We start from the raw sequence: 21,910 nt of genomic DNA, 5'->3' as shown, positions 1-21,910 counted from the left end.
GGAACTATTTACAATGCTTAATTTAGGTTTAAGTGTTTTGCCGCTAGCGCGGATTCAGTTCGCTGAAACCACGATTTTCCATTTCTTCTTCGTCCCAATGTCAATTGGATTGGCACTGATCGTTGCAATCATGGAAACCTTCTATGCGGTGACCAAAAAACCAGTCTATAAGACGATGACGAGATTTTGGAGTAAGATCTTTTTACTTAGTTTCGCGGTCGGAGTTGTAACTGGTTTGATTCAAGAATTCCAGTTCGGGATGAACTGGTCTGATTACTCAAGATTTATGGGTGACATCTTCGGGGCGCCGTTAGCCATCGAAGCTCTGTTGGCCTTTTTCTTGGAATCAACGTTTATCGGGGTTTGGATGTTCACCTGGGACAAATTAAAACCAGGTTGGCATGCCCTGATGATTTGGTTGGTCTTCTTTGGTTCAGCCATTTCAGCACTTTGGATTCTATCAGCCAACAGTTTCATGCAACACCCCGTTGGTTACCGGATTGATCCTAAGACCGGTCACGCTTTAATGACTAGTTTTAGCGCCATCCTGACTAACCAACAACTCTGGTACGAATTCCCTCACGTGATCTTCGGAGCCTGTGTTACCGGTGGATTCATCGTTGCCGGTGCATCAGCTTGGATGATCTTTAGAAAGAAATGGCCAGACTTCTTCAGAAAATCAATGCGAATTGGTTTGACCGTCGGCTTGATTGCCGTCTGCGGTAGCTTCCTTAGTGGAGACCAACAGATGCTTTATCTAAGTCACCAACAACCAATGAAATTCGCCGCTGCTGAAGGTGAATTTGAAAACGTCAAGAGTCCAGCTGCTTGGACGGCCGTTGAATTCGCTCATACTAACGAACACCGTGCTAGTTTCAAGATTGAGATTCCATACATGATGGACATCTTGACGTACCACAAGCTAAGTGGATCAGTTACCGGTATGAATGAAACCAACGCTAAGCTCCACAAGAAGTGGGACAATCAGTTCGGCAAAGACATGAACTACTATCCACCAGTAAATACTTTGTTCTACTCATTTAGAATCATGGCATTTGGTGCAATGGTCTTAGCCTTCTTAGCCATTTGTGGACTTTGGTTCTCAAGGAAAAAGAAGAATACGATTGGCAAGCAGTGGTGGTTAACGTTGCTTTTGACGGTTGCAACGTTTGGACCATTCATTATTAACACCTGTGGTTGGCTGGTTACTGAAAGAGGTCGTGACCCATGGGTTGTCTACGGATTACTGCCAATTGCCAAGGCGGTTTCGCCAAGTACGACGGCAGCGTCCGTGCTCTTTACCATCATTATCTACTTCTTCTTATTTGCTACCTTGGGTGTCTTCATGTTTATGTACTCACGAAAAGCACTTTACAAGGGTCCAGAAGGTGTCGGCGATCACGAGAGTTACGATACCGAAGATCCATTTTCAAAGGAGGCTTTTGAGAAATGAGTTTATTACAACTTTTATGGTATTTCTTAATCGGATTACTGTTCGCACTGTTCTTAATTCTCGATGGAGCTGATTTTGGGGCCGGAATGTCAACAAGACTGCTGGCTAGTAACTACGGGGAAGCAGCATTAGTGCTTCGAACGATTGGACCCCACTGGGGTGGAAACGAAGTCTTCTTGGTTGCCGCTGGTGGTTCAATGTTTGCGGCCATGCCAATGTGGTACGCTTCGTTGTTCTCCGGATTCTATCTCCTGCTGTTCTTTATCCTGGTGGCCCTGATTTTTCGGGGAGTCTCGTTTGAATTCTCCGAAAACGCGGAGACCAAAAAGGGCCGAAACCGATGGATGTGGGCCAACTTCTTCGGAAGTGTCTTCATTCCCTTCCTGTTCGGGATGCTCTTTACCGACATGATTCAAAGTTTGCCAATGGATGGTCAGGGTAACATCTACGCCACCTTCTTCGACGTCGTTAACCCACTTTCAATCCTTGGCGGAATTACGGTAACTGCTTTATGTCTCTATCAGGGGCTGCACTACATTTCCCTGCACACGGCTGGTTTAATTCGATACCATGCCTCAGCAATGGCATCCAACCTGTACTGGTTGGCATACCCAGTGGAAATCCTAGTTGTGATTGCCTTATATTTCCAAACCAACTTTTTCGAGACACATTTGGTCTCAACTGTAGTAGTATTAGCATTAATCGTTGCTACAACTATTTGGGGTCAAATTGCTAGTGGCTCTGGTCATGAACTACAAGCTTACTTTGCAAGTACCAGTACCATTGCTTTACTAGTAATCCTGATCTTTATTGGTTTATTCCCTAACGTATTGGGTGCCAATGATCCAGCCCACACGATTTCAATCGCAAACGCTTCTTCATCACCATATACGCTAGTTGTGATGACCATCGTGGCATGTATCCTCCTACCGATCATCGCGATCTACTTTACCTGGAGTTACGTCTCACAATGGCAACGCATCTCGCTTAAAGATATGGAAGACACCAATTCTGGATACTAAAAATTAAGGATTGATAAAACATGTTTGATAAACAACTTCTATCAATTCCTGGGGTCAAAAAATTAATTGCCAAGCTAAGTATTCTAGCAGTCGTTCAATCGATCGCTATCATTTTAGAAGCCCTCTTTCTTTCACAGGCAATGGTGCTTACTTGGGAACAAAAAAAGATAGCAGCGTTAACCATACCCGTGCTATCTTTTTTTGTTGCTTTCGCATTAAGATACTTGATCACAAGAATTGAAAATCAAATTACCGATAAATTTGCCAGTCAGGCTAGTAGTCAGTTAAAAGAACAACTCCTACAAAAAGAATTCGAACTCGGACCCGCCATGGTCTCAAACATCGGATCAGGTCACATGGTAACGCTCGCCCTTGAGGGAATCGATAAGGTGGAGAACTACCTTAACCTCATCCTGCAGAAGACCATTAACCTGGCCATTATTCCATGGATCATCCTTTTGTACTGTTTCTTCGTTAACTGGCTCTCAGCGGTCGTAATGCTACTGGTCTTCCCGGTAATCATCTTGTTCATGATTATTCTAGGACTCGCCGCTCAGTCTAAATCTGACCGACAGTACTCTGGCTTTAAAGAGATGTCCAATAACTTCATTGACAGTATGCGGGGACTTAAGACCCTCAAACTCTTTGGCCTCAGTAAATCTTACGGGGACAACATCTATCGGGTTAGTGAAAACTACCGAAAGAGCACGATGAGCGTGTTAAGAGTCGCCTTACTATCGACATTTGCTCTCGACTTCTTTACGACCATGTCAATTGCCATCGTGGCCGTCTTATTAGGTGTGAAATTAATTAATGGTACCGTAACCCTGCTTCCGGCCCTAATCATCCTGATTCTCTGCCCTGACTACTTCCTACCGGTCAGAGATTACGGAAATGACTATCATGCCACGTTGGACGGTAAAAATGCCCTAATTGACATCAACAAAATCTTGGATTTACCAAGTCCAACAAGTCAAATTAAACTAACAAACTTTCATAACTGGACTAAGGACAGTACTTTAAAGGTTAGTGATTTAAACTTCAGTTACGACCAAAAGGAGGACAACATTGCCGATGCCAACTTCAATCTGAACGGATTCGTTAACATCGGTATCGTGGGTCGATCTGGGTCGGGAAAATCCACACTCTTAAACCTACTGGGTGGTTGGCTGTCACCAACTAACGAAAACGGTCATCTCCCATTCAACGTTGACGGTCAAGCAATTGACAGCCTGGCTCAATCGGAATGGCAGAAGCACATCAGTTACATCCCTCAGGATCCATACATCTTTGCCGGAAGCATCGCGCAAAACGTCGCCTTTTACAAACCCGATGCTAAGGCTGATGCCATTAACTCTGCCATCGAAAAAGCGGGACTATCCAAGTTTGTCGCCAGTCTCCCAGATAAGGCGAACACCAAGATTGGTGAAGGTGGGAGAGGCATTAGTGGTGGTCAGGCCCAAAGGATTGCCCTGGCCCGAACCTTGCTTGATACCGAGCGAACGATTCTCCTGTTAGATGAACCAACCGCCCATTTAGACATTGAAACCGAATATCAACTGAAACAAACCATGGTTCCCATCTTCAAAGATCACCTCGTTATCTTTGCGACCCATCGACTGCACTGGATGAACGAAATGGACTACATTCTAGTCATGGAAGACGGCAAGATCGTTGAACAGGGAACTCAAACTGAATTATCGAAACAAAACGGAGCTTACAAGCAATTGATTAGTGAGATTCGAGGTGGGAACAATGCGTAAACTACTTAAAAACGATACGTGGATTAAACCGTACCTGACCAAGTACAAGGTCCTGTTATTCTGGGTTTTCTTTCTCGGCGTCTTGACCTTTGGGTGTGGGATTGGGTTGATGTTCGTTGCAGGCTACTTGATTAGTCGTTCGGCCACCCATCCCTACAACATCCTGATTGTCTACGTCCCGGTCATCTTGACGCGGGCCTTCGGAATCGGTCGACCAGTCTTTAAGTACTTAGAGCGACTCAACAGTCATAACTGGGTCTTAAAGGTCACGTCCGCCCTCAGAAAACGACTCTACACCACCCTGGAATCATCCGCCCTCTTTTTGAGTGAGAAATTTCAGACCGGTGATTTACTCGGAGTCCTGGCTGACGACATTGACCACCTTGAAAACCTGTACCTGAGAACCATTTTCCCAACCATCGTGGCCTACATCACGGGTATCATCATCATTGTGGCCTTAGGCATCATTAGTTGGCCATACGCCATCTTCATGTTCGTGGCGTTTACCATCATCCTGTTCTTTGTCCCACTTGCCTCTGAGGCCATGCGGGGCGCTTCTAAGGAATACCAGAAGTCGCTTCTCCACCAGTCATATGAAAATCTGACGGATTCGACCCTTGGCATTGCGGACTGGATGATTTCAGGTCGAGAAAAGGGTTTTATCAATCACGTCAGAAAAAATGACCCGAAGATTGCCAAGTCTAACGACAAGACCCACCTATTTGAGTGGAACCGTGAATTTCTCATTAAAGTGGTCTTCGCAATCGTCATCATCGGGACGCTACTTTGGTCCAACCTGTACTTCAAGGGCTCCCAGGAACTCGTCAACTACGCGGCCGCCTTCGTCATGGGAATCTTCCCACTGATGGACGCCTTCGTGCCGGTCTCTCAAGCCCTAGAAGAGTGGCCAATGTACAGTGATTCGGTGGTCCACTTGAATCAACTTTCAAATGAAGAGAAGCAACCGTACGTCTCAGACGAAAAGTTGCCTACCCCTTCTGACTTTAATTCCATTAAACTCGATCACGTTACTTTTCACTACCAGGACGACGCAAATGACATCATCAAAGACGTCTCGTTTAAGATTGATCAACACCATAAGTTAGCAATCATCGGCCCCAGTGGAGTTGGAAAGACGACCCTCTTGCAGCTTTTAACCGGAGCGCTTACACCAACGACCGGACACGTCTTAATCAACAACGTCGACGCCTATAAGTTTGAGTCCGACAGCTACAAGTGGTTCAGTGTGCTGGACCAGAGTCCGTTTCTATTTGACACGTCGGTCTTAAACAACGTCCGGATTGGAAACGAAAATGCCACTGACGAAGACGTCAAAAGGGCCATCAAGGCCGTGGGGTTGTCTGACTACATTGAATCACTGCCAGACGGCTACGACACGAACGTCAAGGAAAACGGAATCAGGTTCTCTGGCGGACAACGGCAACGAATTGCGCTGGCTCGGATCCTCCTGCAGGACAACCCAATTGTCCTACTTGATGAACCCACCGTGGGACTGGATCCGATTACCGAAAATAATCTGATTAACACCATCAGTCGGGTTCTAAAAGACAAGACCGTGATTTGGGTTACCCATCACCTTCAAGGCTTAGACGAAATGAATGAAGTCATCTTCCTTGAAAACGGCGTCATCAAGATGGAAGGAAACCCACAAGTATTGTATAAAAATAACGCCCGTTATCGTAGACTGTACGCAATGGACGTTGGTAAGTAATTATTCGATTATTTAGAGTACTGAAACAATTCCGAAATGATGGTTTTAAGAACGGCAGTACTTTCAGATTGTGGCAACTGCGCAATTAGGTCAAAAGCGTCGTCTAAGTACTGCGTATAAATCTGACGCGCCGCTTTCATTCCGCCACTGTCACTCACAATTTTAGCAATTTCTTTTAGATCAGCTTTTTTAAGCTGGTCTTTTTTTAGGATCTTTTTTAACTGCGGACCGTCGGAAGTCTTTAAGGTCTCAATGACGGGCAGGGTATACACACCCTCACTGGCATCGTGCAGGGTAGGCTTTTCGGTCTCAACGTCTGGCTCAAAGTCTAAGAGGTCGTCTCGAATCTGAAACGCCATCCCAAAGTTCAATCCAATCTTTTCGGCAATCTGGATGGTGTCATCATCGGCCATCGACAGAATGGCACCTTCCCCCATTGCCACTTTGAAGAGTTCCGCCGTCTTTCCCTGAATCGAGTCAAAGTAGTCCTGTTCACTTCGGTCTAAGTCGTACTTGCTTTCGTCCTGGGCCAATTCACCAAACAAGACGTCCTTCATGCTTTCAACGTTGTAACGCAAATTATCAAAACTCGGAGCGTAGTCCAAAAGCATCTCAAAGTATTTCGTGAACAGGTAATCACCAAGGTAGATGGCTTCGCGCTGGCCAAACTGGGCGTTTAACGTATTCTCACCCCGACGAAGGTCTGATTGATCGATGACATCATCGTGGACCAAAGAGGCCAAATGAATGACCTCAATTGAAGCGGCGGCCTGTAAAAGCTTCTTTCTTTCCACCGCTTCCGTGCCAAAGTTACCTGCGATCAACAGGAGCGCCGCCCTTAGCATCTTGCCGTTTCCGTTAATTAATTCTTCGATTCCCCGTTCAAACTTGGCCTCAGGAACCTGAATCTCTTTACTTATGAGTGATTGAACTTGAACCAGTTCAGATTCAATTTCAGGAAATTTATTCCAAATGGTTGTTTTCATGTCTTTTCCTTTTTATGGTAACTTTACGATATTTTCATGGTACTATAATAACAGCATTATCCTTAATAATAATAACATTAACAATGACTTTCGGAGGCAAAACAATGAAGTGGAAATACTTTTATCAACTAACCGAGATGTACACCACCCCGGTCGACGTCTTAATCCTACTGTTCTGTGCCAGCTTTTCGTACTACTTTTACGGTTCTTTCAACTGGCTGTACGCCACCTGGGCCTTCTTCATCGTGTTCCTGATGCACCTATTTTTAAACCTACATAACAACCTTGAAGACTACGAACACGCGACCGACGTGACCGACTACAAGCACGCCACCAGTATCATCGGCAAGTATCATCTGAGTACCCGGATGATCTGGAAATGGGTCGTCTCAATGGGGATAATTGTTGCCATCCTTGGACTCACGCTCGCCTACCTCACTGGTTGGCCCACGTTAATCATTGGCATTATTGGCTTTGGCCTCGGATTAGCCTACTCGGCGGGCCCCAGACCAGTGGACTCCACTCCGTTTTGTGAACTTGCGACCGGCATGCTCATCATGTTTTTTGACCCGCTAGTCTACGTCTATCTGGGAAGCATTCATCGCTTTCGCTTCTCCTGGGACAGTGTCATAGACGTCTTCTTGGTCACCATGTTCCTGTTTGTGTTGGCCTACATTACCCAACTCGCCAACAACACCTGTGACCTAAGAGAAGACATCGGAAATCAACGTTACACCCTGGTGTATTACATCGGACCGTCAGACGCAATTAAATTATTTACAATTGTTTTCTGGTTGACAATCTTAATCATACCAATTTTATCCTTCTTTGGATACGTCCCAGTCATCTCAAATTTAATTATTTTGGCTTATCCGCTGGCCTGGAAGAAAGTCAAAATTTTTCAAACCAATCAGAACAAGCAGGAAGTCTACCACCAAATTGTTGGTGGGGTGACAATGTTGATGGGATTGTATATCATTACTTACATGATCGGAACCCTTATCAAAATCTTTCTTTAATTCATTTACACTGGAGGTAAATCATGACCTGGAAGTATTTTTATCAACTAACTGAGATTTACACAACGCCGCTGGACGTGACCTGGCTCATACTTGCGGCTAGTTTTTCTTACTATTACTACGGCTCGTTTAACTGGCTGTACGCCATCTGCGCCTTCGTGATTGTCATCGCCCTGCACCTCTTTTTAAACATGCAGAATAACCTTGAAGACTACGAACACGCCACCGACAAGACGGACTACAAGCACAGTACGAGTACCATCGGGAGTAACCACCTGAGTTTGACGATGATTCGTCACTGGTTGTACGGTTTTGCGGCTTTTATTATCATCGCCGGTTTGATCCTGAGTTACTTTACCGGATGGCCGACCCTAGTGATCGGTGTGATTGGCTTTCTGTTAGGACTGGCGTACTCGGCGGGACCAAAGCCTTTAGACGCGACGCCACTCTGTGAGTTAGCGGTGGCCACGTTAATTCCGTTCTTTGTTCCCCTCATTTACATGTACATGGGAAGTATCCACCGCTGGAACTTCACCCTTATGAGCGTGCTGGACGCCTTTTTGGTGACACTATTACCGTTTATCCTCTTCTTCATCATTCAACTCGCAAACGACACGTGTGACCTCGAACAAGACATCGGTAATAACCGTCACACGCTAGTCGATTACATCGGGAAAAAGAACGCCATAAGGGTGTTTGACTGGGTCTACTGGCTCTCAATCATCGTAATTCCAATTCTTTCTTTGGCAGTCGGCATCGTTCCCTACTTTGCCCTACTGACCATTCTAATCTATCCATACGTTTGGACCAAAGTCAAAGTGTTTAATGTCAATCAGAACAAGGAAGAAATTTATAACGTCATCGTTAAAAACACTTCCCTGATCGTCATGTTGTACATTTTGACCTACATGATTGGCACCATCATCATCTACCTATTTAAATAAACTAAAAGCACTTCAGAAAATTCTGAGGTGCTTTTTTGGATTTAGAACTAGTGCTGATTACTAACGTACCACGCTAGTTGATTCAGTAATTTATTTTGGTACTCATCATACAGACTTCTCAAGGGATGCAGATGATCCACCTTGACAATCCATGGCTTATCGAAATTCGTGTAGTGAACGATAACGGGATGGTCCAATGCCTCTACTTGAGAACGCTGCCCATCCGTTGTCTCACTTTTACGGTATTTGCCCTTCACCAGGTTACTCTGCACGTTGTACTTGGAGGGTAGTGACTGCCAGTCACCGTTAAAAATGGCATTTAAGGCATCTTGGTCCTGAAACCGCAACATTTCCGGATGGTCATTGGCAAGTTCACGAGCTTTTTGAGAAATACCGTTTTCCCGCCATTTCTTGGTGTCAATTAGTAACAGGCCGGCGTTAAAGTAATGGTCAGCTTTCTCACTGACTCCCATCTCACGCAGGCGGTCCAAATAACCAGCGTTTTCGACGGCCCCAATCACCTTTCCATTTAGATCAGCGTGATAAAGCCCCGAAATGTCACCGACACAAATCATATCAGCGTCAAGATAGAGAATTCTCGGCCGGTCAATCTCCTCCGGAATGTCAATGCGATAGTAAGTATTGCGCTTGATGATGCTGTTTGGGGCATCCGTGTTGGCCTTTTGGTAGCGGTCCTCGTGGGGTTTTAAAAATTTCACCGTTTGACAGTTTTTAAAAAGCTTCGGAAGCGTGGCAATTAAGTTCTGATTTTCGGGACTTAAATGATCGTTAACGACAAAAAACTCAAAGTCCGCGTCAGGATTGTTTAAAAGGATAGAAGTGTAATTAATCGCCAGCGGCAGCGCCATGTTGTTGTCAGTGGTGGACGCAATCGTGAGCGGATGAGCCACTTCAGTTGGTTTTTCCACTAGGCCCAGTCTCCGTTACGAAAGACGGGAATGACCGTCCCATCAGCCTTAACCCCGTCAATGTTCATGTCGTCAGAACCCATCATGAAATCAACGTGTTCTTGACTGCTGTTCAAGCCAGCCTGATCTTGTTCTGCTGGACTCATCTCTGTCCCTCCAACAACACTGAATGGATAGGCCGCTCCAAGTGCCATGTGATCACTAGCATTTTCGTCGTACAGGGTGTTGTAGAAGATAATGCCCGATTGTGAAATTGGACTAGGATCCGGCACCAGTGAAACTTCGCCGAGCGAACGAACTCCCGGATCGGTGGCAAGGAGGTGGTCAAGTGTCTTTTGCCCCTTCTTGGCGGTGGCCTTTACAACCTGTCCGTCCTTGAAAATGAATTCCATGTCTTCAATCAAAGTGCCAGAATAGCTTAACGGTTTCGTTGAAGTGACGTGACCGTTAATCCGGCGTTTGTCAGGAGCCGTGAAGACCTCTTCGGTTGGCATGTTGGGCATGAACTTAATGCCGTCAACACTGGTACTGCCAGCCCCGACCCAGACGTGGTGCTTGGGTAATCCGACCTCCATGTCAGTTCGTGGAGAGTGGTACTGCAGTGTGTTAAACTGTTCCTCATTTAACCAAGCTGCCTTTTCCTGAAGCTTGTCTTTGTGGTCCTTCCAAGCCTGAATGGGGTCATCGTTATCGACTCGAGCGGTTTTGAAAATCTCGCGCCACAACTTGTCAACGGCTTCGTCATCCGATAAATCAGGAAAAACCTGTTTTGCCCAGGCGGTGTCAGCGGCACCCACGACCGTCCAGGTTAAGTCGTTATTCTGTGTGGCAACCCGAACCGCGTTCGTGGCCTTCCCCATGGCCGCCGTGTTTTTGGCCACTCGTTTGGGATCGATTTTGGCAAAAGCAGCCGGGTCCTCCGACAAAACTGAGATCCGAGCGGCGTGCTTATCAACGATGTAGTTGGCTTCATCAATCATGTATTGGGGAATCTTTTCTAGGCGCTCTTCACTAGCGTGTTCTAAGAACTGCTTAGAAACTAAGGTATCATCCCACTTAACCATTACATCGGCGGCCCCGGCTTCATAAGCTTCTTTGACAATCATGTGAGCCAAGTCCTGGTGATGATCAGAGATATACAGAACGACCGTCTGACCCGGTTGGACGTTTACTCCGACCTTGACAATCAATTCCGCATACTTTTTTAAATTACGCTCTAATTCTTCCTTCTTCATGCAATCATCCCTTCTTTTCTCGTTGCGTCCATTCTATTGATTTTTATTTCCAATTACAATTAATAAGTGTAACGCTTTGCAATCAAAATTTAACTTACGGAATGTAAGTCCGAAACCACGGCTTTTCAACTTATCTGACTTCACAATTTCTCAGAATGGGACTGGAGCAAGCGCGTGATACCGTGCTAAAATGGATGATATTACTTAACGAAACGGGAGGGGACGACGTGTCAAAAGCTGCCAAACGAGCAATTTTCATCCTGATTATTGCGAACTTTATCATTTGTTTAGGGATGAGTCTGGTAATTCCAGTCGAACCCTTCATTAAAAACGAATATCATTTAACCACCGCTCAGATGGGAACCATGACTTCCCTGTACGCCCTAGCTCAGTTCATCGGATCGCCATTTGTCGGCCGGATCTCTGACAAGATTGGTCGGGCGCCGATTCTGGCTGGGGGTCTAATCCTTTATTCAGTCTCAGAAATGATGTTTGCGGCCTCTAATACACTGCTGTTATTCGATATTTCCCGACTAATTGGTGGAATTTCGGCCGCCATGGTGGTGCCAACGTCCATGGCAATGGCCGCTGACCTGTCGTCTTCAGAACAACGGGCCAAGGTCATTGGCCTGCTATCGGCCGCTTTTAGTGGTGGCTTAATCATTGGTCCCGGAATTGGTGGTGCCCTTGCCAAGTTTGGGTACAAAACCCCGTTCTGGTTTGCGGGCGTTCTTGGCATCATTGCCGTCATCTTCTTCGTGGTGGGACTTCCCAAGCACATCAAACAGACCAATCAAAAAAATCCCGTCATGGAAGAGGTCCACATTACCGAAAAGGGCCTGAAATCCATCCTAAACGGTGCCATGATTGCCCTCTTCGCCATGATTTTAATCTCATCATTTGGCCTGCAGGGCTTTGAAAGTATCTACACGATCTACGTGAACCAGATCTTTCACTTTACCCTTGATAACATTGCCGTTGTCCTAATCATTAACGGAATGATTTCCTTGGTTCTTCAGGTGGTCTTCTTCGACCGCTTAGTCCGAATGCGCGGTGAACTGGGTCTCATCCGTGATTGTTTCATCCTCAGTTCCATCTGTATCGTCTGGATCCTGTTTGCTCACAGTAAAATCGAAGTCATCATTGCCACCCTAGTCGTCTTCTGTGCTTTTGACGTGCTAAGGCCCGCCATCACGACCTTGCTGACTCGTTTTGGCAAGAATAACCAGGGTTTAATCAACGGCTTAAACATGTCACTAACCAGTGTCGGTAACATCATCGGACCCATTTTTTCCGGAGTCCTAATGGACATTAATCCGCACTATCCGTACACGATTGTCGCCATTATTTTACTGTTTTCGGCGTTCATAACATTTGTAGTTCGTTACGAAATGCGTCACACTAAGGGCGTCAAAAGTGATGAATAGAAACGGAGGAATTGCATATGGCAAAAAAAGTACTAATCTTAGGTGCCGCGGGACAAATTCCTAGCATCGTAATTCAAAAGTTATTAAAGGACACTGACGTTGACATGACGCTACTAGCTCGTAACGCTAAAAGTCGGTTAACTGTCAGTGACCCCAAACGAGAAACTGTCGTTGACGGTGACATCAATGATGATGAAACTTTGTCCGACGTCATGAAAGGCCAAGACATCGTCTTTTCAGATGTTCCCCACGCTGAGGCAATGAATTCCGTTATCAAGGCCATGGACCAGGCAGACGTTAAACGTTTAATCGTCGCTGGTCTCCTGGACGTTGACGATACGGTCGTTGGACCATTTAAGAAGTGGAACAACGAGATGATTGGCAGTACCTACGCTGATCCCAAGAAAGCCTATAAGGAACTGCTTGACTCCGACATCGACTACACTTACTTGAAGATGACCTGGCTGTATAACGACAAGAATAACGAAAAATACGAAGTTATTCCCGCCGGTAAGCCATTTAAGGGTGCTCAAGTCACCCGGGAGGCCATTGCCAAGTTAATCGTCAGCATCATTGAAGACCCAAGCAAATACCAACGTGAAGACATTGGTGTAGTTGAACCTGGTACTGAGGATCTTTCCAAACCTTCATTTTATTAAAAATTAAATTCTAACAGTTGGCATGAAGTCAGCTGTTTTTTATTTTCACCATTCCCTACAAACTACGTTATAATTAACCACGTAATAGCTTTAAATAAAGGGAGCGTTTTATATGTTTAATGAAAAAGAAAAAGGGTTTGATGGATGGGCCTTAATTGCGGGAATTATCTTTGTTGCCGCCGGACTCTTTGTCTTCATCAAACCATTTGCCACACTGCAGGCACTAGCCGTTATTTTAGGAATCGTGGCACTCTGCATTGGTCTGTATCACTTGGTACTTCATCATCAACTGCAAAAGAACTTTGATGTTTCGGGATACTTGATTATCATCAATGGAATTATCGATATCATCATTGGTCTGATCCTGTTATTCAGCCGCTCATTTGGCTTCTACCTCATCGCCATCGCCTTTGCGATCTGGTTCATCGTTGACTCTGGTCTAAGCATCTACTCGGCTACCAAAGCACAACAGAAGTCAGCCAAACGTTACTACTGGTTAATCGTAACGGCCGGCATCATCGGAATCATCATTGGAATTATCTTATTGTTTACTCCATACCTTTCAAATGCCGTTGTTATTATCTTCATCGGCATCTACTTCATCGTTGAAGGAATTAAGTTGTTGGTAATGGCATTTTAAATTAAGTATTAATTAAAAGGGATTTACATGAAAAATGATGATAAAAAAATTCAACATTTTTGGAATAATCTGTTGAGTAAAAATCTGGCTCAAAAAACTAAAACTAATGATATGGGTCAAATTATTATCAATCCCGATTCAGACGACCAATTGCTAATTGATTGGTATCTCAAAGGTTAAGCAAACCAAAAATGACCTCACGTACTCAAATACGTGAAGTCATTTTATTTTGTCAATTTTATTTAAATTAATGAGTTACCCAGAAGCAGCATGATAAACACGAGCACTAGGTCCAAGTAAACGAAGCTACTTACGACCTGCCACTTGCCCATCGTGTAACTGGACCAAATCGAATTAATGATAATAAACACCAGTTCAATGTAAATCAGCAGGGCAATCAAACTACCGCCGACCATCGTGAAACCACCAATGACGGAATGCGGACCAAGGTGAAGGTTGAACGGTCCAAATTTCAACCAGAAAACCACGACCGCCGACTGAATGACCAGTAGAACGCCCAACACCACGTTAATCCAGAACATGATGCTGTTTTTAATAAGTAAGGGTTCTAACTGCCGGTGAATCAAGTAGTAGCCGATTGCCGTCAAAATCACCATCACTAACAGGGTAATTCCAATAATTTCGAGATTAGCGCTCAAAAGTTGCTTATGACTCTCGGTCACGATATTAATCTTGCGTCCCGTCCACGTGATGATGTCGCATCCCAAGATGAACACCATCCAGTAGATTAACATCATCCAAAACTTGGGATACAGACTAATCGGGTGATAAATCATGAAGGCGTAGACGGCGGTGAAGAACAACACGGCCAACACAAAGTACGGTCGATTCATCACCGAAGCGGCTGCTCCACAAATCAAGGTTGAGGCCGCTAACCACGACCACTGATAGCCCTTCCCCTTTGACTCAAAGAAGGCCATTGGAACCGCCATGAAAATGAAAATCAGACTGATTTCAGCCGACAGGTGAAAAGCTTCATAATAGAGTAAGTCTAAAATGACGAAAGCATACGCCACGAACTCCAGCGATAATGTTTTGAATTGACGCGTCTTGACAAGTTTTTTTAACATGAAATTCCCCTTTATTAGTTCTTCTGGTATCTATTTTACACCCAATTAAACTCAATTTTCTAAATGTTTGTACTATCGTGAGCGTTTGGGTATGATGAGATTGAGCCCAGGAGGTGAATGAAATGGAAGACATTGATATTGATGAACTCAGTCCCACCACGATGGTGGAATATTTTGAAAATGAACGGAAAAACAAATTCGACGTTGGTTACGTTTTAAAACATAACGACAAGTATGCGCTGATGAGGACCATTGACCTCGAAGGTCGCCTTGATAACTACGAATTAATCGATCTGACAAAAGAAGTTCCGGTCTTTAACACGGGAACTCCATACTTAAAACAGATGATCGAGTATCGGACCTTTGCGACTGAATATGGGCTTAAGGATACACCACAAATTAAAACAATTGAAGACCTTCCTTTTAAGAATCCACTTCAGGAAGTCCTTGATTATCTGTCACGGAGTGAAGTGAATTTTGAAATCGTCACAATTAACAAGAAGAACCAGAAAAAAGACCGCATTGGCTACATGAAGAATCGAGAACCGTCCAAGTTCTCACTGATTTCACGAGCCGTTGACGATCCGTTTGACCCCATTTTAAATGAGGAACACAAGATCAAACTCAAAAAGATTGAGATTGTGTGTTTCAATTCATGGGAGCTCATCTTTTTGACTGATCTAATCAAAAATGATTAGGAGGAAATTATGCCCAAGTCAACTAAGATTATCATTGGGATTGCTGTTGTACTTGTAATTGTACTACTCGTCTGCATGGCGTTAGTGCTGTTAATTCCCGGTCCAATTGGTGAAATTTCAAACGCAGTTTAAGGTTCAAACTAAAAAGGTGACCACGCGATTCGATCGTGTGGTCACCCTTTTTTGTTAAATTAATTATTCTGTTTACAATAATTAATCACCGTTTGAGCCATTTTTTCTGACTGGTGATTAAAAAAGTGCGGTAAATTATCTAAATCAAAATATCGTAATTGACTAGTTTCTTTGGTTGGATGTTCTAGTAAATGGCCGCCAACTTTTTTAACTAAAAATAAATTAGTAATCGGTTGAGTTTGGTCTCCATTAGGATAAGTATAAATATCATCGTCAAATGTTGCGAGTAATGATACTGGCTCAACTTTAAGTCCGGAATCTTCCTTAAATTCTCTTTTACATGTTTCAACTAAAGTTTCACCAAATTCCATAAATCCACCAGGAAAACACCAATCATCATTTCCAGTTCTTTCCTGAAGCAACAACTGATTCTTAGAATTTAACAATGCCCCAGCTGAAGTGTTTAAAATCAATGGACGATGTCCGACTAACGAACGGAGTTCCTTAATATAATCTGCCATTTTTCTCCTTTGAGTTCCAAACTAGTCCTGTCGCTCCTTGAGTTTCCCCCGAAAATCAGACAACTGATGATAACCCTTATGAAGCATGATATCTGTCAGTTCAGAATCCAAACGTGAAAAGATTTTCGGACCTTCCTTTAAAAGGGCCGTTCCAACCTCAACGACATCAGCCCCACACAGAATTAACTCAAAGGCATCCTTCCCGGTGCTAACGCCGCCAGTTCCGATAATCTTGATATCTGGCTTCAAACGCTTTCTGAAGGCGCGTACGTTAGCTAACGCCACGGGCTTGACGTATGAGCCACCGATGCCGCCAAAACCACCCTTGGGGGCAATGACCGCTGATTCGGTGTCAGCGTCCACAATTAAGCCGTTACCAACACTGTTAATAGTGTTGATGTAGGTCAAAGGGTACTGGTTTAAAATCTTACTTATGGCATCGTATTGTTGTAGGTCAAAATATGGCGGCAACTTAAGACCCAGTGGCTTGGTGTAAAAACTAAAGATGGCTTCCATGGCCGCGTGAACGGCCGCAAAGTCGTAACCAATCTGCGGCTTGCCAATCACATTGGGACACGACAAGTTAAGTTCACAGAGACCGGTAAAGCTACTGTCTTGAATCTTTCTTAACGCCGTGATGTTGTCACCAAGGGAGGTCCCTGAGATTGATAAATCGATTGGTTTGTCAATCTGATTTTGTTCGATGTAATCGAGATAGTATGTCAGTCCCTTGTTTGGCAGTCCCATGGAATTGATACTGCCAAATTCTGTTTCGGCGTAACGTGGTTTAGGGTTTCCCTCACGTGGTTTTAACGTGGCACTCTTGGTCGTCACGCCACCTGCCTCTGAGTTCAAGATTTGATTCATCTCTTCGACGGTTTCGTCAAAGACTCCGGCAGCGTTTAAAAAGGGATGGGCAAACGTCTCGTTACCGATCTGTGCTGCAATTGAAATGTGATCCATTGTAATAACTCCTTTGGTATATAAAAAGTCACAACTACTAGTGGGCATTCAGAGAAGTTCCCATTAGTCATAGTTGTGACCGCGATTAGTTTAGTTAGGATTAATAATCTTTTGGATTCTCTGAACCAATTAAAGATTGATTGTTATTATCATAACGACCCTCACCCACAATTGTCAACTGAGAAAACTTGCCTAAAAAATAATTGACTTTCGGCGTAAATTTAGTTAGAGTAATTATCAAATAAATCGAGACTACTTTAATTCAATCCAGAGAGATTGAAAAGTTAACTGGTCATGTCAAAAAGTGGGCGTGCTACGTTAATTTGTAGTAGGCCCTTTATTTATGCAATTCAACCAAGTAAAAATCTAGGAGGATCAAATGGCATATTCATACAAGCATGACTTAGTGACAGTCTCTGACATGGACGAGAAACAGGTTTTACATAAGATTAAACTGGCACAGCTATTCAAAGAGGGCAAGTCGGTGCACCTAAACCGCCCCACCTACGCAATGAACCTCTTCTTTGAGAACAGTACCAGAACTCACACCAGCTTTGAGATGGCGGAACGCAGACTCGGAATCCAGGTCCTTCAGTTTAACGCCGATACCAGTTCAGTTACTAAAGGTGAGACCCTCTCTGACACCATCAAAACGCTTCAGGCGATTGGCGTTGACATCGCGGTGATTCGCCATCCCGAAAACGAATACTATCGACAATTACTGGATGACAACCTGAAAATCAGCGTCGTCAACGGTGGTGATGGAAGCGGTCAGCACCCATCGCAATCGCTGCTTGACATGATGACCATCTACCAGGAATTTGGCACCTTCAAGAATTTAAACGTCGGAATCATCGGCGACTTAAACCACTCCAGAGTGGCTCGTTCCAACATGGAACTTTTAACTAAACTCGGAGCGCACGTGTCGTTTGCGGGTCCTGACCAGTGGTACGACCCGAAATTTGAGGAGTACGGTAAGCACTTAACCGTTGACGAACTGGCTCACGATTCCGACATTGTAATGTTACTCAGGGTGCAAAAGGAACGCCTCGGAAAAGAACTGGCGGACTTTGACGCCACCAGTTATCACGAACAATTTGGATTAACTAAGGAGCGCTACCAAACCATGAAGGATAATGCCATCATCATGCACCCCGCTCCCGTCAACCGGGGAATTGAGATTGATTCCGACCTCGTTGAAGCCGACAAATCGCGAATCTTTAAGCAGATGACGAACGGGATGTACATGCGCATGGCCATTTTGACCGACGTCCTGGTCAACAAGGGCATCGTCAATCAGGCCGATATTAAAGGAATTGACTAACGATGAAAATTTTAATTCAAAACGGACAAATTTTTCAAAATCAAGCTTTAAAACAGCGTGATTTACTGTTAGATGATGGTGTTATTAAACAAATTAAACCTCAAATTGAGCCGACGCAGGCCGACAGGGTCATTGACGCCAAGAATAAGGTGATACTGCCCGGTTTGGTGGACGTGCACGTTCACTTCAGAGACCCTGGTCAAACGGATAAGGAAACCGTTAAAACCGGTAGTGAAGCGGCCGCTCACGGTGGTTACACGACCGTCTGCGCCATGCCAAACGTTACACCCGTCCCCAACACCCCCGATAAACTAAAGACGATGATTGAACATAACCTGCAACAGGGCGTTGTCAACGTGAAACAGTTCGCACCCGTCACCTACAACGAGCGTGGCGACCAACTCGTAAACTTTGCCGCAATGAAACAGGCTGGAGCGGTGGCCTTCAGTAACGATGGGATTGGGATTCAGAGCGCCCAGACCATGTACGCGGCCATGAAAGAAATCGCCCAAACCGGATTGCCTCTGGCCGCCCACGTCGAAGACCGTTCGTTAATGAACGGTGGCGTCATTAATGAGGGATTAACCGCCAGAAAACTAGGCCTAAGGGGTATCTCCGAAGTGACGGAAACCAGCCAACTAGCCCGTGACCTTGAACTAGCACGGGTGAGCGGCGTTCACTACCACGTCTGCCACGTCTCAACGGCGCGCAGTGTGGAACTGATTCGCCGGGCTAAAGCGGATGGCGTGAGCGTCACCGCCGAGGTCTCACCGCATCACCTCCTACTAGACGACACCATGATTACCAGTGACGACCCCATGTACAAGATGAACCCACCACTTAGAACCCAAAAAGACCGGCAAGCGTTACTAGATGGATTATTGGATGGCACCATCGACATAATTGCGACCGACCACGCTCCCCACACCGTCTCTGACAAGGGACATTCTTTTAACGATTCAGCTTTCGGGATCACCGGCATTGAAACGGCCTTTCCACTGTTATACACGAGGCTGGTTGAAACCGGTCTGGTGACTTTGAGTCAACTACTAGAATGGATGAGTAGCAAGCCAACTGCAGCCTTCAAGCTCTCAAAAGAAAACCAAATCAAGGTTGGCAATCACGCTAATTTCTCAATCTGGAACCTCAATGCTCCGCATCAAATTACAACCAAAAACATGAAATCCAAGGGAACCAACTCGCCGTTTATTGGCGAGCAGGTCGACGCACAAAACCTCATGACCTTCGTTAACGGCCAAATCGTTTATCAACCATAATTAAAAAAATGCTTTACGTAATTAAATACGTAAAGCATTTTTACTACTTCTAGCTTAAATTAAGTCTTCGACAATGGCAGCGTTGAACTGATCCAAATCATCCGGTGTTCGACTCGTAATCAAGTGATGATCCTTTACCACCGGTTCATCTTTCACAATGGCACCAGCGTAGTAAATGTCGGTCTGAACGGTCTTATAAGCGGTCATCGTGCGACCCTTAACCAGTCCCGTCTGCATGAACAATTGTGGACCGTGGCAAATCGCAAACGTTGGTTTGTCAGCTAACAAGAAGCTTCTGGCAAATTTAACGAATCGTGGGTCACCCCGCAGTTGATCCGGTGAAAAGCCACCGGGAACTAGCAAGGCATCAAAACTTTCTGGGATGACGTCGGCAATTCCAGCGTCAACCTTGGTCTTGTGTCCGTGCTTGCCAGTAATTTCTTCGCCAGCTTTTTTATCGATGATCGTGATATCATGACCAGCTTTTTTCAAAGCTTCAACTGGTGAAGTTAATTCAACATCTTCAACGTCATTAGTTACTAATACAGCTACTTTAGCCATTTCTTATCACTTCCTTACCTACAATTTAACATGGAATGAAATTTCAGGGAAAATATTTTGCTTAAAATCTTTCCCACTTGCGGCCAAGACAAACTTAACGGAAATTTGATTTACACTTCTCACGGAAAGCCGCTATAATTAACGTAACTACATTTTCCAGAATTAGAGGGTATTTTATGAACAAGTCTAAACATGACGTTAACCTAGTTTGTGTGACGGTCGCATCCTGCATCATCTTTGTCTTAGTGATCCTTATGGGATGCCTGTTATTCTCAACTCATCACGCCAAGGCCCAAAACCAACAACTTATGACCCAGATTAAGACGACCCGGCAGGAAACCAATACATTAAACGCCAAAAAGACCGCACAAAAAGTCCAGAAACAACACCAGACCGGTGTCGACATCACGGCCATTCAGAAAAATAACGACCAGGTCTACCAAAAGGCCATGAAGATGGCATATACGGCCAAATCGAGCAAACAGCGCCAAGCCGTTAGTAAGCAGTTAAAAAGGGACCGTTTCGATCCAATGCTTACTAAGACCATTTTAAGTACCAAGGGGCACAACGAAAAATACCTAAACCAAAAGATTGAGGATGTCTCTGTGAATAACGCTCGTTACGACAATCAATCGCAATCCTACAACTCGATGATCACCATTACCTTTGCGTCAAAGAAAAACAAGAAACCAAATATCTTGAATTACGTCGTTAACTACAACGTCAAGAAACGAAAGACGACCCTCGTTGGGACTTCATGGACCAGCACGTTCGTGGCGTTAGGAGGCCAAGAAATCAATGGCTAAAAATAACAAATTTCACCTCAATAAAAACGTCAGTGTTCTAGCAATTATGTTCGTAATCATTGTCGTCTTGCTCCTCGCCATCTTCACCCTGATGATTCATAACGACACCATTAACACCCAGGTTAAAACCAATCGGGCCACCCTTTCTGCCGAACAAAAAACGTACAACCAACGGTTTAACTCCCTAAACAAGAGTTATAAGAATCGTCTTTTAAACACCGACAATCAAAAGGCCGGCAGTATTCTGCAAAACCAGCACATGGCTGACACGACCTACAAGAACCTAAACGAATTCTTCCAGATTTTCTATACCTACGACAACGACGATCAATTCCTGGCACGGCCCCAAGTCCTAAAGGAAGCTGGACTCATTGGACCAAATTATGCCAGTAACCAAAAGGTCTTTGGTAAACAGGGAAACAAGCAGACCAAGGATAAGGTCAAAAGCATGGGCGTCAAGAGTAAAATGGTTGGACTACAGATGTACGACAATCCGAACAGTCCCGAAACGATTAAAAAGATTCGCGTTATCGTCACGTACGCAACCAAGTACAACCAAAACGGTGGTGATAACGTCGACAAGCTGGGCGACGTGCTGTACAACACCAAGACCAATCAAGTCTTAAGCTATCAGCCAATCGTGACCGTGGGCCACTCGTTAGTGACGAAGTGGGACCAATGAAAATAACCTTCAGGAAATTCCTGAAGGCTATTTTTTTGAACTAATT

22 protein-coding genes are annotated in these 21,910 nt (G+C 44.7%); 15 read left to right on the top strand and 7 right to left on the bottom strand.

What is annotated here, in order from left to right; all coding sequences use genetic code 11:
• Positions 1 to 13 precede the first annotated feature (13 nt).
• Genes AC6UDD_RS00180 through cydC form a run of 4 tightly spaced genes read left to right on the top strand, consistent with a single transcriptional unit; the run spans position 14 to position 5,970 of the window.
• Positions 14 to 1,453: a cytochrome ubiquinol oxidase subunit I gene (locus AC6UDD_RS00180; RefSeq protein ID WP_500717291.1), complete on the top strand. Its 1,440-nt coding sequence runs from the start codon at positions 14 to 16 to the stop codon at positions 1,451 to 1,453.
• A complete protein-coding gene (cydB, locus tag AC6UDD_RS00175; RefSeq protein WP_500717289.1) occupies positions 1,450 to 2,475 on the top strand; it encodes a cytochrome d ubiquinol oxidase subunit II in 1,026 nt (341 codons plus the stop codon). Before AC6UDD_RS00180 ends, cydB begins: the two co-directional genes overlap by 4 nt.
• 20 nt (positions 2,476 to 2,495) lie before the next feature.
• Positions 2,496 to 4,238, top strand: coding sequence for a thiol reductant ABC exporter subunit CydD (cydD, locus tag AC6UDD_RS00170; RefSeq protein ID WP_500717286.1), 1,743 nt, complete (start codon positions 2,496 to 2,498; stop codon positions 4,236 to 4,238).
• The gene (gene cydC, locus AC6UDD_RS00165; RefSeq protein WP_500717284.1) at positions 4,231 to 5,970 is read left to right on the top strand and encodes a thiol reductant ABC exporter subunit CydC; all 1,740 of its coding nucleotides are present in this window, start codon (positions 4,231 to 4,233) and stop codon (positions 5,968 to 5,970) included. The genes cydD and cydC overlap by 8 nt, the downstream gene beginning before the upstream one ends.
• A gap of 8 nt (positions 5,971 to 5,978) precedes the next feature.
• On the opposite strand, the gene AC6UDD_RS00160 is transcribed toward cydC, so the two are convergent.
• Positions 5,979 to 6,956 carry a polyprenyl synthetase family protein gene (locus AC6UDD_RS00160; RefSeq protein WP_500717282.1) on the bottom strand — a complete coding sequence of 326 codons (978 nt, stop codon included), beginning with the start codon at positions 6,954 to 6,956 and terminating at the stop codon, positions 5,979 to 5,981.
• A 104-nt stretch (positions 6,957 to 7,060) separates the two neighbouring features.
• Here AC6UDD_RS00160 and AC6UDD_RS00155 point away from each other — a divergent pair, with 104 nt between their 5' ends.
• Together AC6UDD_RS00155 and AC6UDD_RS00150 are read left to right on the top strand one after the other, a co-directional pair.
• Complete coding sequence (locus tag AC6UDD_RS00155) at positions 7,061 to 7,975, top strand: prenyltransferase (RefSeq protein ID WP_500717280.1); 915 nt, start codon at positions 7,061 to 7,063, stop codon at positions 7,973 to 7,975.
• Between the two features lie 23 nt (positions 7,976 to 7,998).
• On the top strand, positions 7,999 to 8,919 hold the full coding sequence (locus AC6UDD_RS00150) for a prenyltransferase (RefSeq protein WP_500717278.1): 921 nt from the start codon (positions 7,999 to 8,001) through the stop codon (positions 8,917 to 8,919).
• Positions 8,920 to 8,966: 47 nt separating this feature from the next.
• Here AC6UDD_RS00150 and AC6UDD_RS00145 read toward each other — a convergent pair whose 3' ends face one another.
• Together AC6UDD_RS00145 and AC6UDD_RS00140 are read right to left on the bottom strand one after the other, a co-directional pair.
• Positions 8,967 to 9,848, bottom strand: coding sequence for a glycosyltransferase family 8 protein (locus AC6UDD_RS00145; RefSeq protein WP_500717275.1), 882 nt, complete (start codon positions 9,846 to 9,848; stop codon positions 8,967 to 8,969).
• Complete coding sequence (locus AC6UDD_RS00140; protein WP_500717273.1) at positions 9,848 to 11,083, bottom strand: aminopeptidase; 1,236 nt, start codon at positions 11,081 to 11,083, stop codon at positions 9,848 to 9,850. The genes AC6UDD_RS00145 and AC6UDD_RS00140 overlap by 1 nt, the downstream gene beginning before the upstream one ends.
• Before the next feature lie 227 nt (positions 11,084 to 11,310).
• Here AC6UDD_RS00140 and AC6UDD_RS00135 point away from each other — a divergent pair, with 227 nt between their 5' ends.
• The 3 genes from AC6UDD_RS00135 to AC6UDD_RS00125 all read left to right on the top strand — a co-directional run bounded on the left by AC6UDD_RS00135 (position 11,311) and on the right by AC6UDD_RS00125 (position 13,809).
• On the top strand, positions 11,311 to 12,510 hold the full coding sequence (locus tag AC6UDD_RS00135) for an MFS transporter (protein ID WP_500717271.1): 1,200 nt from the start codon (positions 11,311 to 11,313) through the stop codon (positions 12,508 to 12,510).
• Positions 12,511 to 12,527: 17 nt separating this feature from the next.
• The gene (locus tag AC6UDD_RS00130) at positions 12,528 to 13,169 is read left to right on the top strand and encodes an NAD(P)H-binding protein (protein WP_500717269.1); all 642 of its coding nucleotides are present in this window, start codon (positions 12,528 to 12,530) and stop codon (positions 13,167 to 13,169) included.
• 112 nt (positions 13,170 to 13,281) lie between these two features.
• A complete protein-coding gene (locus tag AC6UDD_RS00125) occupies positions 13,282 to 13,809 on the top strand; it encodes a DUF308 domain-containing protein (RefSeq protein WP_500695492.1) in 528 nt (175 codons plus the stop codon).
• Positions 13,810 to 14,051: 242 nt separating this feature from the next.
• Here the strand turns inward: AC6UDD_RS00125 and AC6UDD_RS00120 are convergent, their stop codons facing one another.
• Positions 14,052 to 14,900, bottom strand: a complete 849-nt coding sequence (locus tag AC6UDD_RS00120; RefSeq protein WP_500717267.1) for a hypothetical protein — start codon at positions 14,898 to 14,900, stop codon at positions 14,052 to 14,054.
• Positions 14,901 to 15,022: 122 nt separating this feature from the next.
• Between AC6UDD_RS00120 and AC6UDD_RS00115 the strand changes: the two genes are divergently transcribed.
• Together AC6UDD_RS00115 and AC6UDD_RS00110 are read left to right on the top strand one after the other, a co-directional pair.
• Positions 15,023 to 15,598 (top strand): hypothetical protein, encoded by a 576-nt coding sequence (locus tag AC6UDD_RS00115; protein WP_500717266.1) that lies wholly within the window; start codon positions 15,023 to 15,025, stop codon positions 15,596 to 15,598.
• A 9-nt stretch (positions 15,599 to 15,607) separates the two neighbouring features.
• On the top strand, positions 15,608 to 15,730 hold the full coding sequence (locus AC6UDD_RS00110) for a hypothetical protein (protein ID WP_500717264.1): 123 nt from the start codon (positions 15,608 to 15,610) through the stop codon (positions 15,728 to 15,730).
• Positions 15,731 to 15,789: 59 nt separating this feature from the next.
• Here AC6UDD_RS00110 and AC6UDD_RS00105 read toward each other — a convergent pair whose 3' ends face one another.
• Entirely contained in the window at positions 15,790 to 16,251 is a 462-nt protein-coding gene (locus AC6UDD_RS00105) for an NUDIX hydrolase (protein ID WP_500717262.1), read from the bottom strand.
• Between the two features lie 21 nt (positions 16,252 to 16,272).
• Positions 16,273 to 17,214, bottom strand: coding sequence for a dihydroorotate oxidase (locus AC6UDD_RS00100; RefSeq protein ID WP_500717260.1), 942 nt, complete (start codon positions 17,212 to 17,214; stop codon positions 16,273 to 16,275).
• A gap of 379 nt (positions 17,215 to 17,593) precedes the next feature.
• Here AC6UDD_RS00100 and AC6UDD_RS00095 point away from each other — a divergent pair, with 379 nt between their 5' ends.
• Both AC6UDD_RS00095 and pyrC read left to right on the top strand, forming a co-directional pair.
• Entirely contained in the window at positions 17,594 to 18,538 is a 945-nt protein-coding gene (locus AC6UDD_RS00095; protein ID WP_500717258.1) for an aspartate carbamoyltransferase catalytic subunit, read from the top strand.
• A 2-nt stretch (positions 18,539 to 18,540) separates the two neighbouring features.
• A complete protein-coding gene (gene pyrC / locus AC6UDD_RS00090) occupies positions 18,541 to 19,815 on the top strand; it encodes a dihydroorotase (RefSeq protein WP_500717256.1) in 1,275 nt (424 codons plus the stop codon).
• Positions 19,816 to 19,869: 54 nt separating this feature from the next.
• Here the strand turns inward: pyrC and AC6UDD_RS00085 are convergent, their stop codons facing one another.
• Complete coding sequence (locus AC6UDD_RS00085; RefSeq protein WP_500717254.1) at positions 19,870 to 20,376, bottom strand: type 1 glutamine amidotransferase domain-containing protein; 507 nt, start codon at positions 20,374 to 20,376, stop codon at positions 19,870 to 19,872.
• 176 nt (positions 20,377 to 20,552) lie between these two features.
• Here AC6UDD_RS00085 and AC6UDD_RS00080 point away from each other — a divergent pair, with 176 nt between their 5' ends.
• Together AC6UDD_RS00080 and AC6UDD_RS00075 are read left to right on the top strand one after the other, a co-directional pair.
• On the top strand, positions 20,553 to 21,182 hold the full coding sequence (locus AC6UDD_RS00080) for a hypothetical protein (RefSeq protein WP_500717252.1): 630 nt from the start codon (positions 20,553 to 20,555) through the stop codon (positions 21,180 to 21,182).
• On the top strand, positions 21,175 to 21,864 hold the full coding sequence (locus AC6UDD_RS00075) for a hypothetical protein (protein WP_500717250.1): 690 nt from the start codon (positions 21,175 to 21,177) through the stop codon (positions 21,862 to 21,864). The genes AC6UDD_RS00080 and AC6UDD_RS00075 overlap by 8 nt, the downstream gene beginning before the upstream one ends.
• The last annotated feature ends 46 nt before the right edge of the window (positions 21,865 to 21,910 follow it).

It is taken from the genome of Fructilactobacillus sp. X2R1C3, from assembly GCF_059901425.1.
Note: the sequence above shows the minus strand (reverse complement) of the source record. Positions and strands in the feature narration are given on the sequence as shown.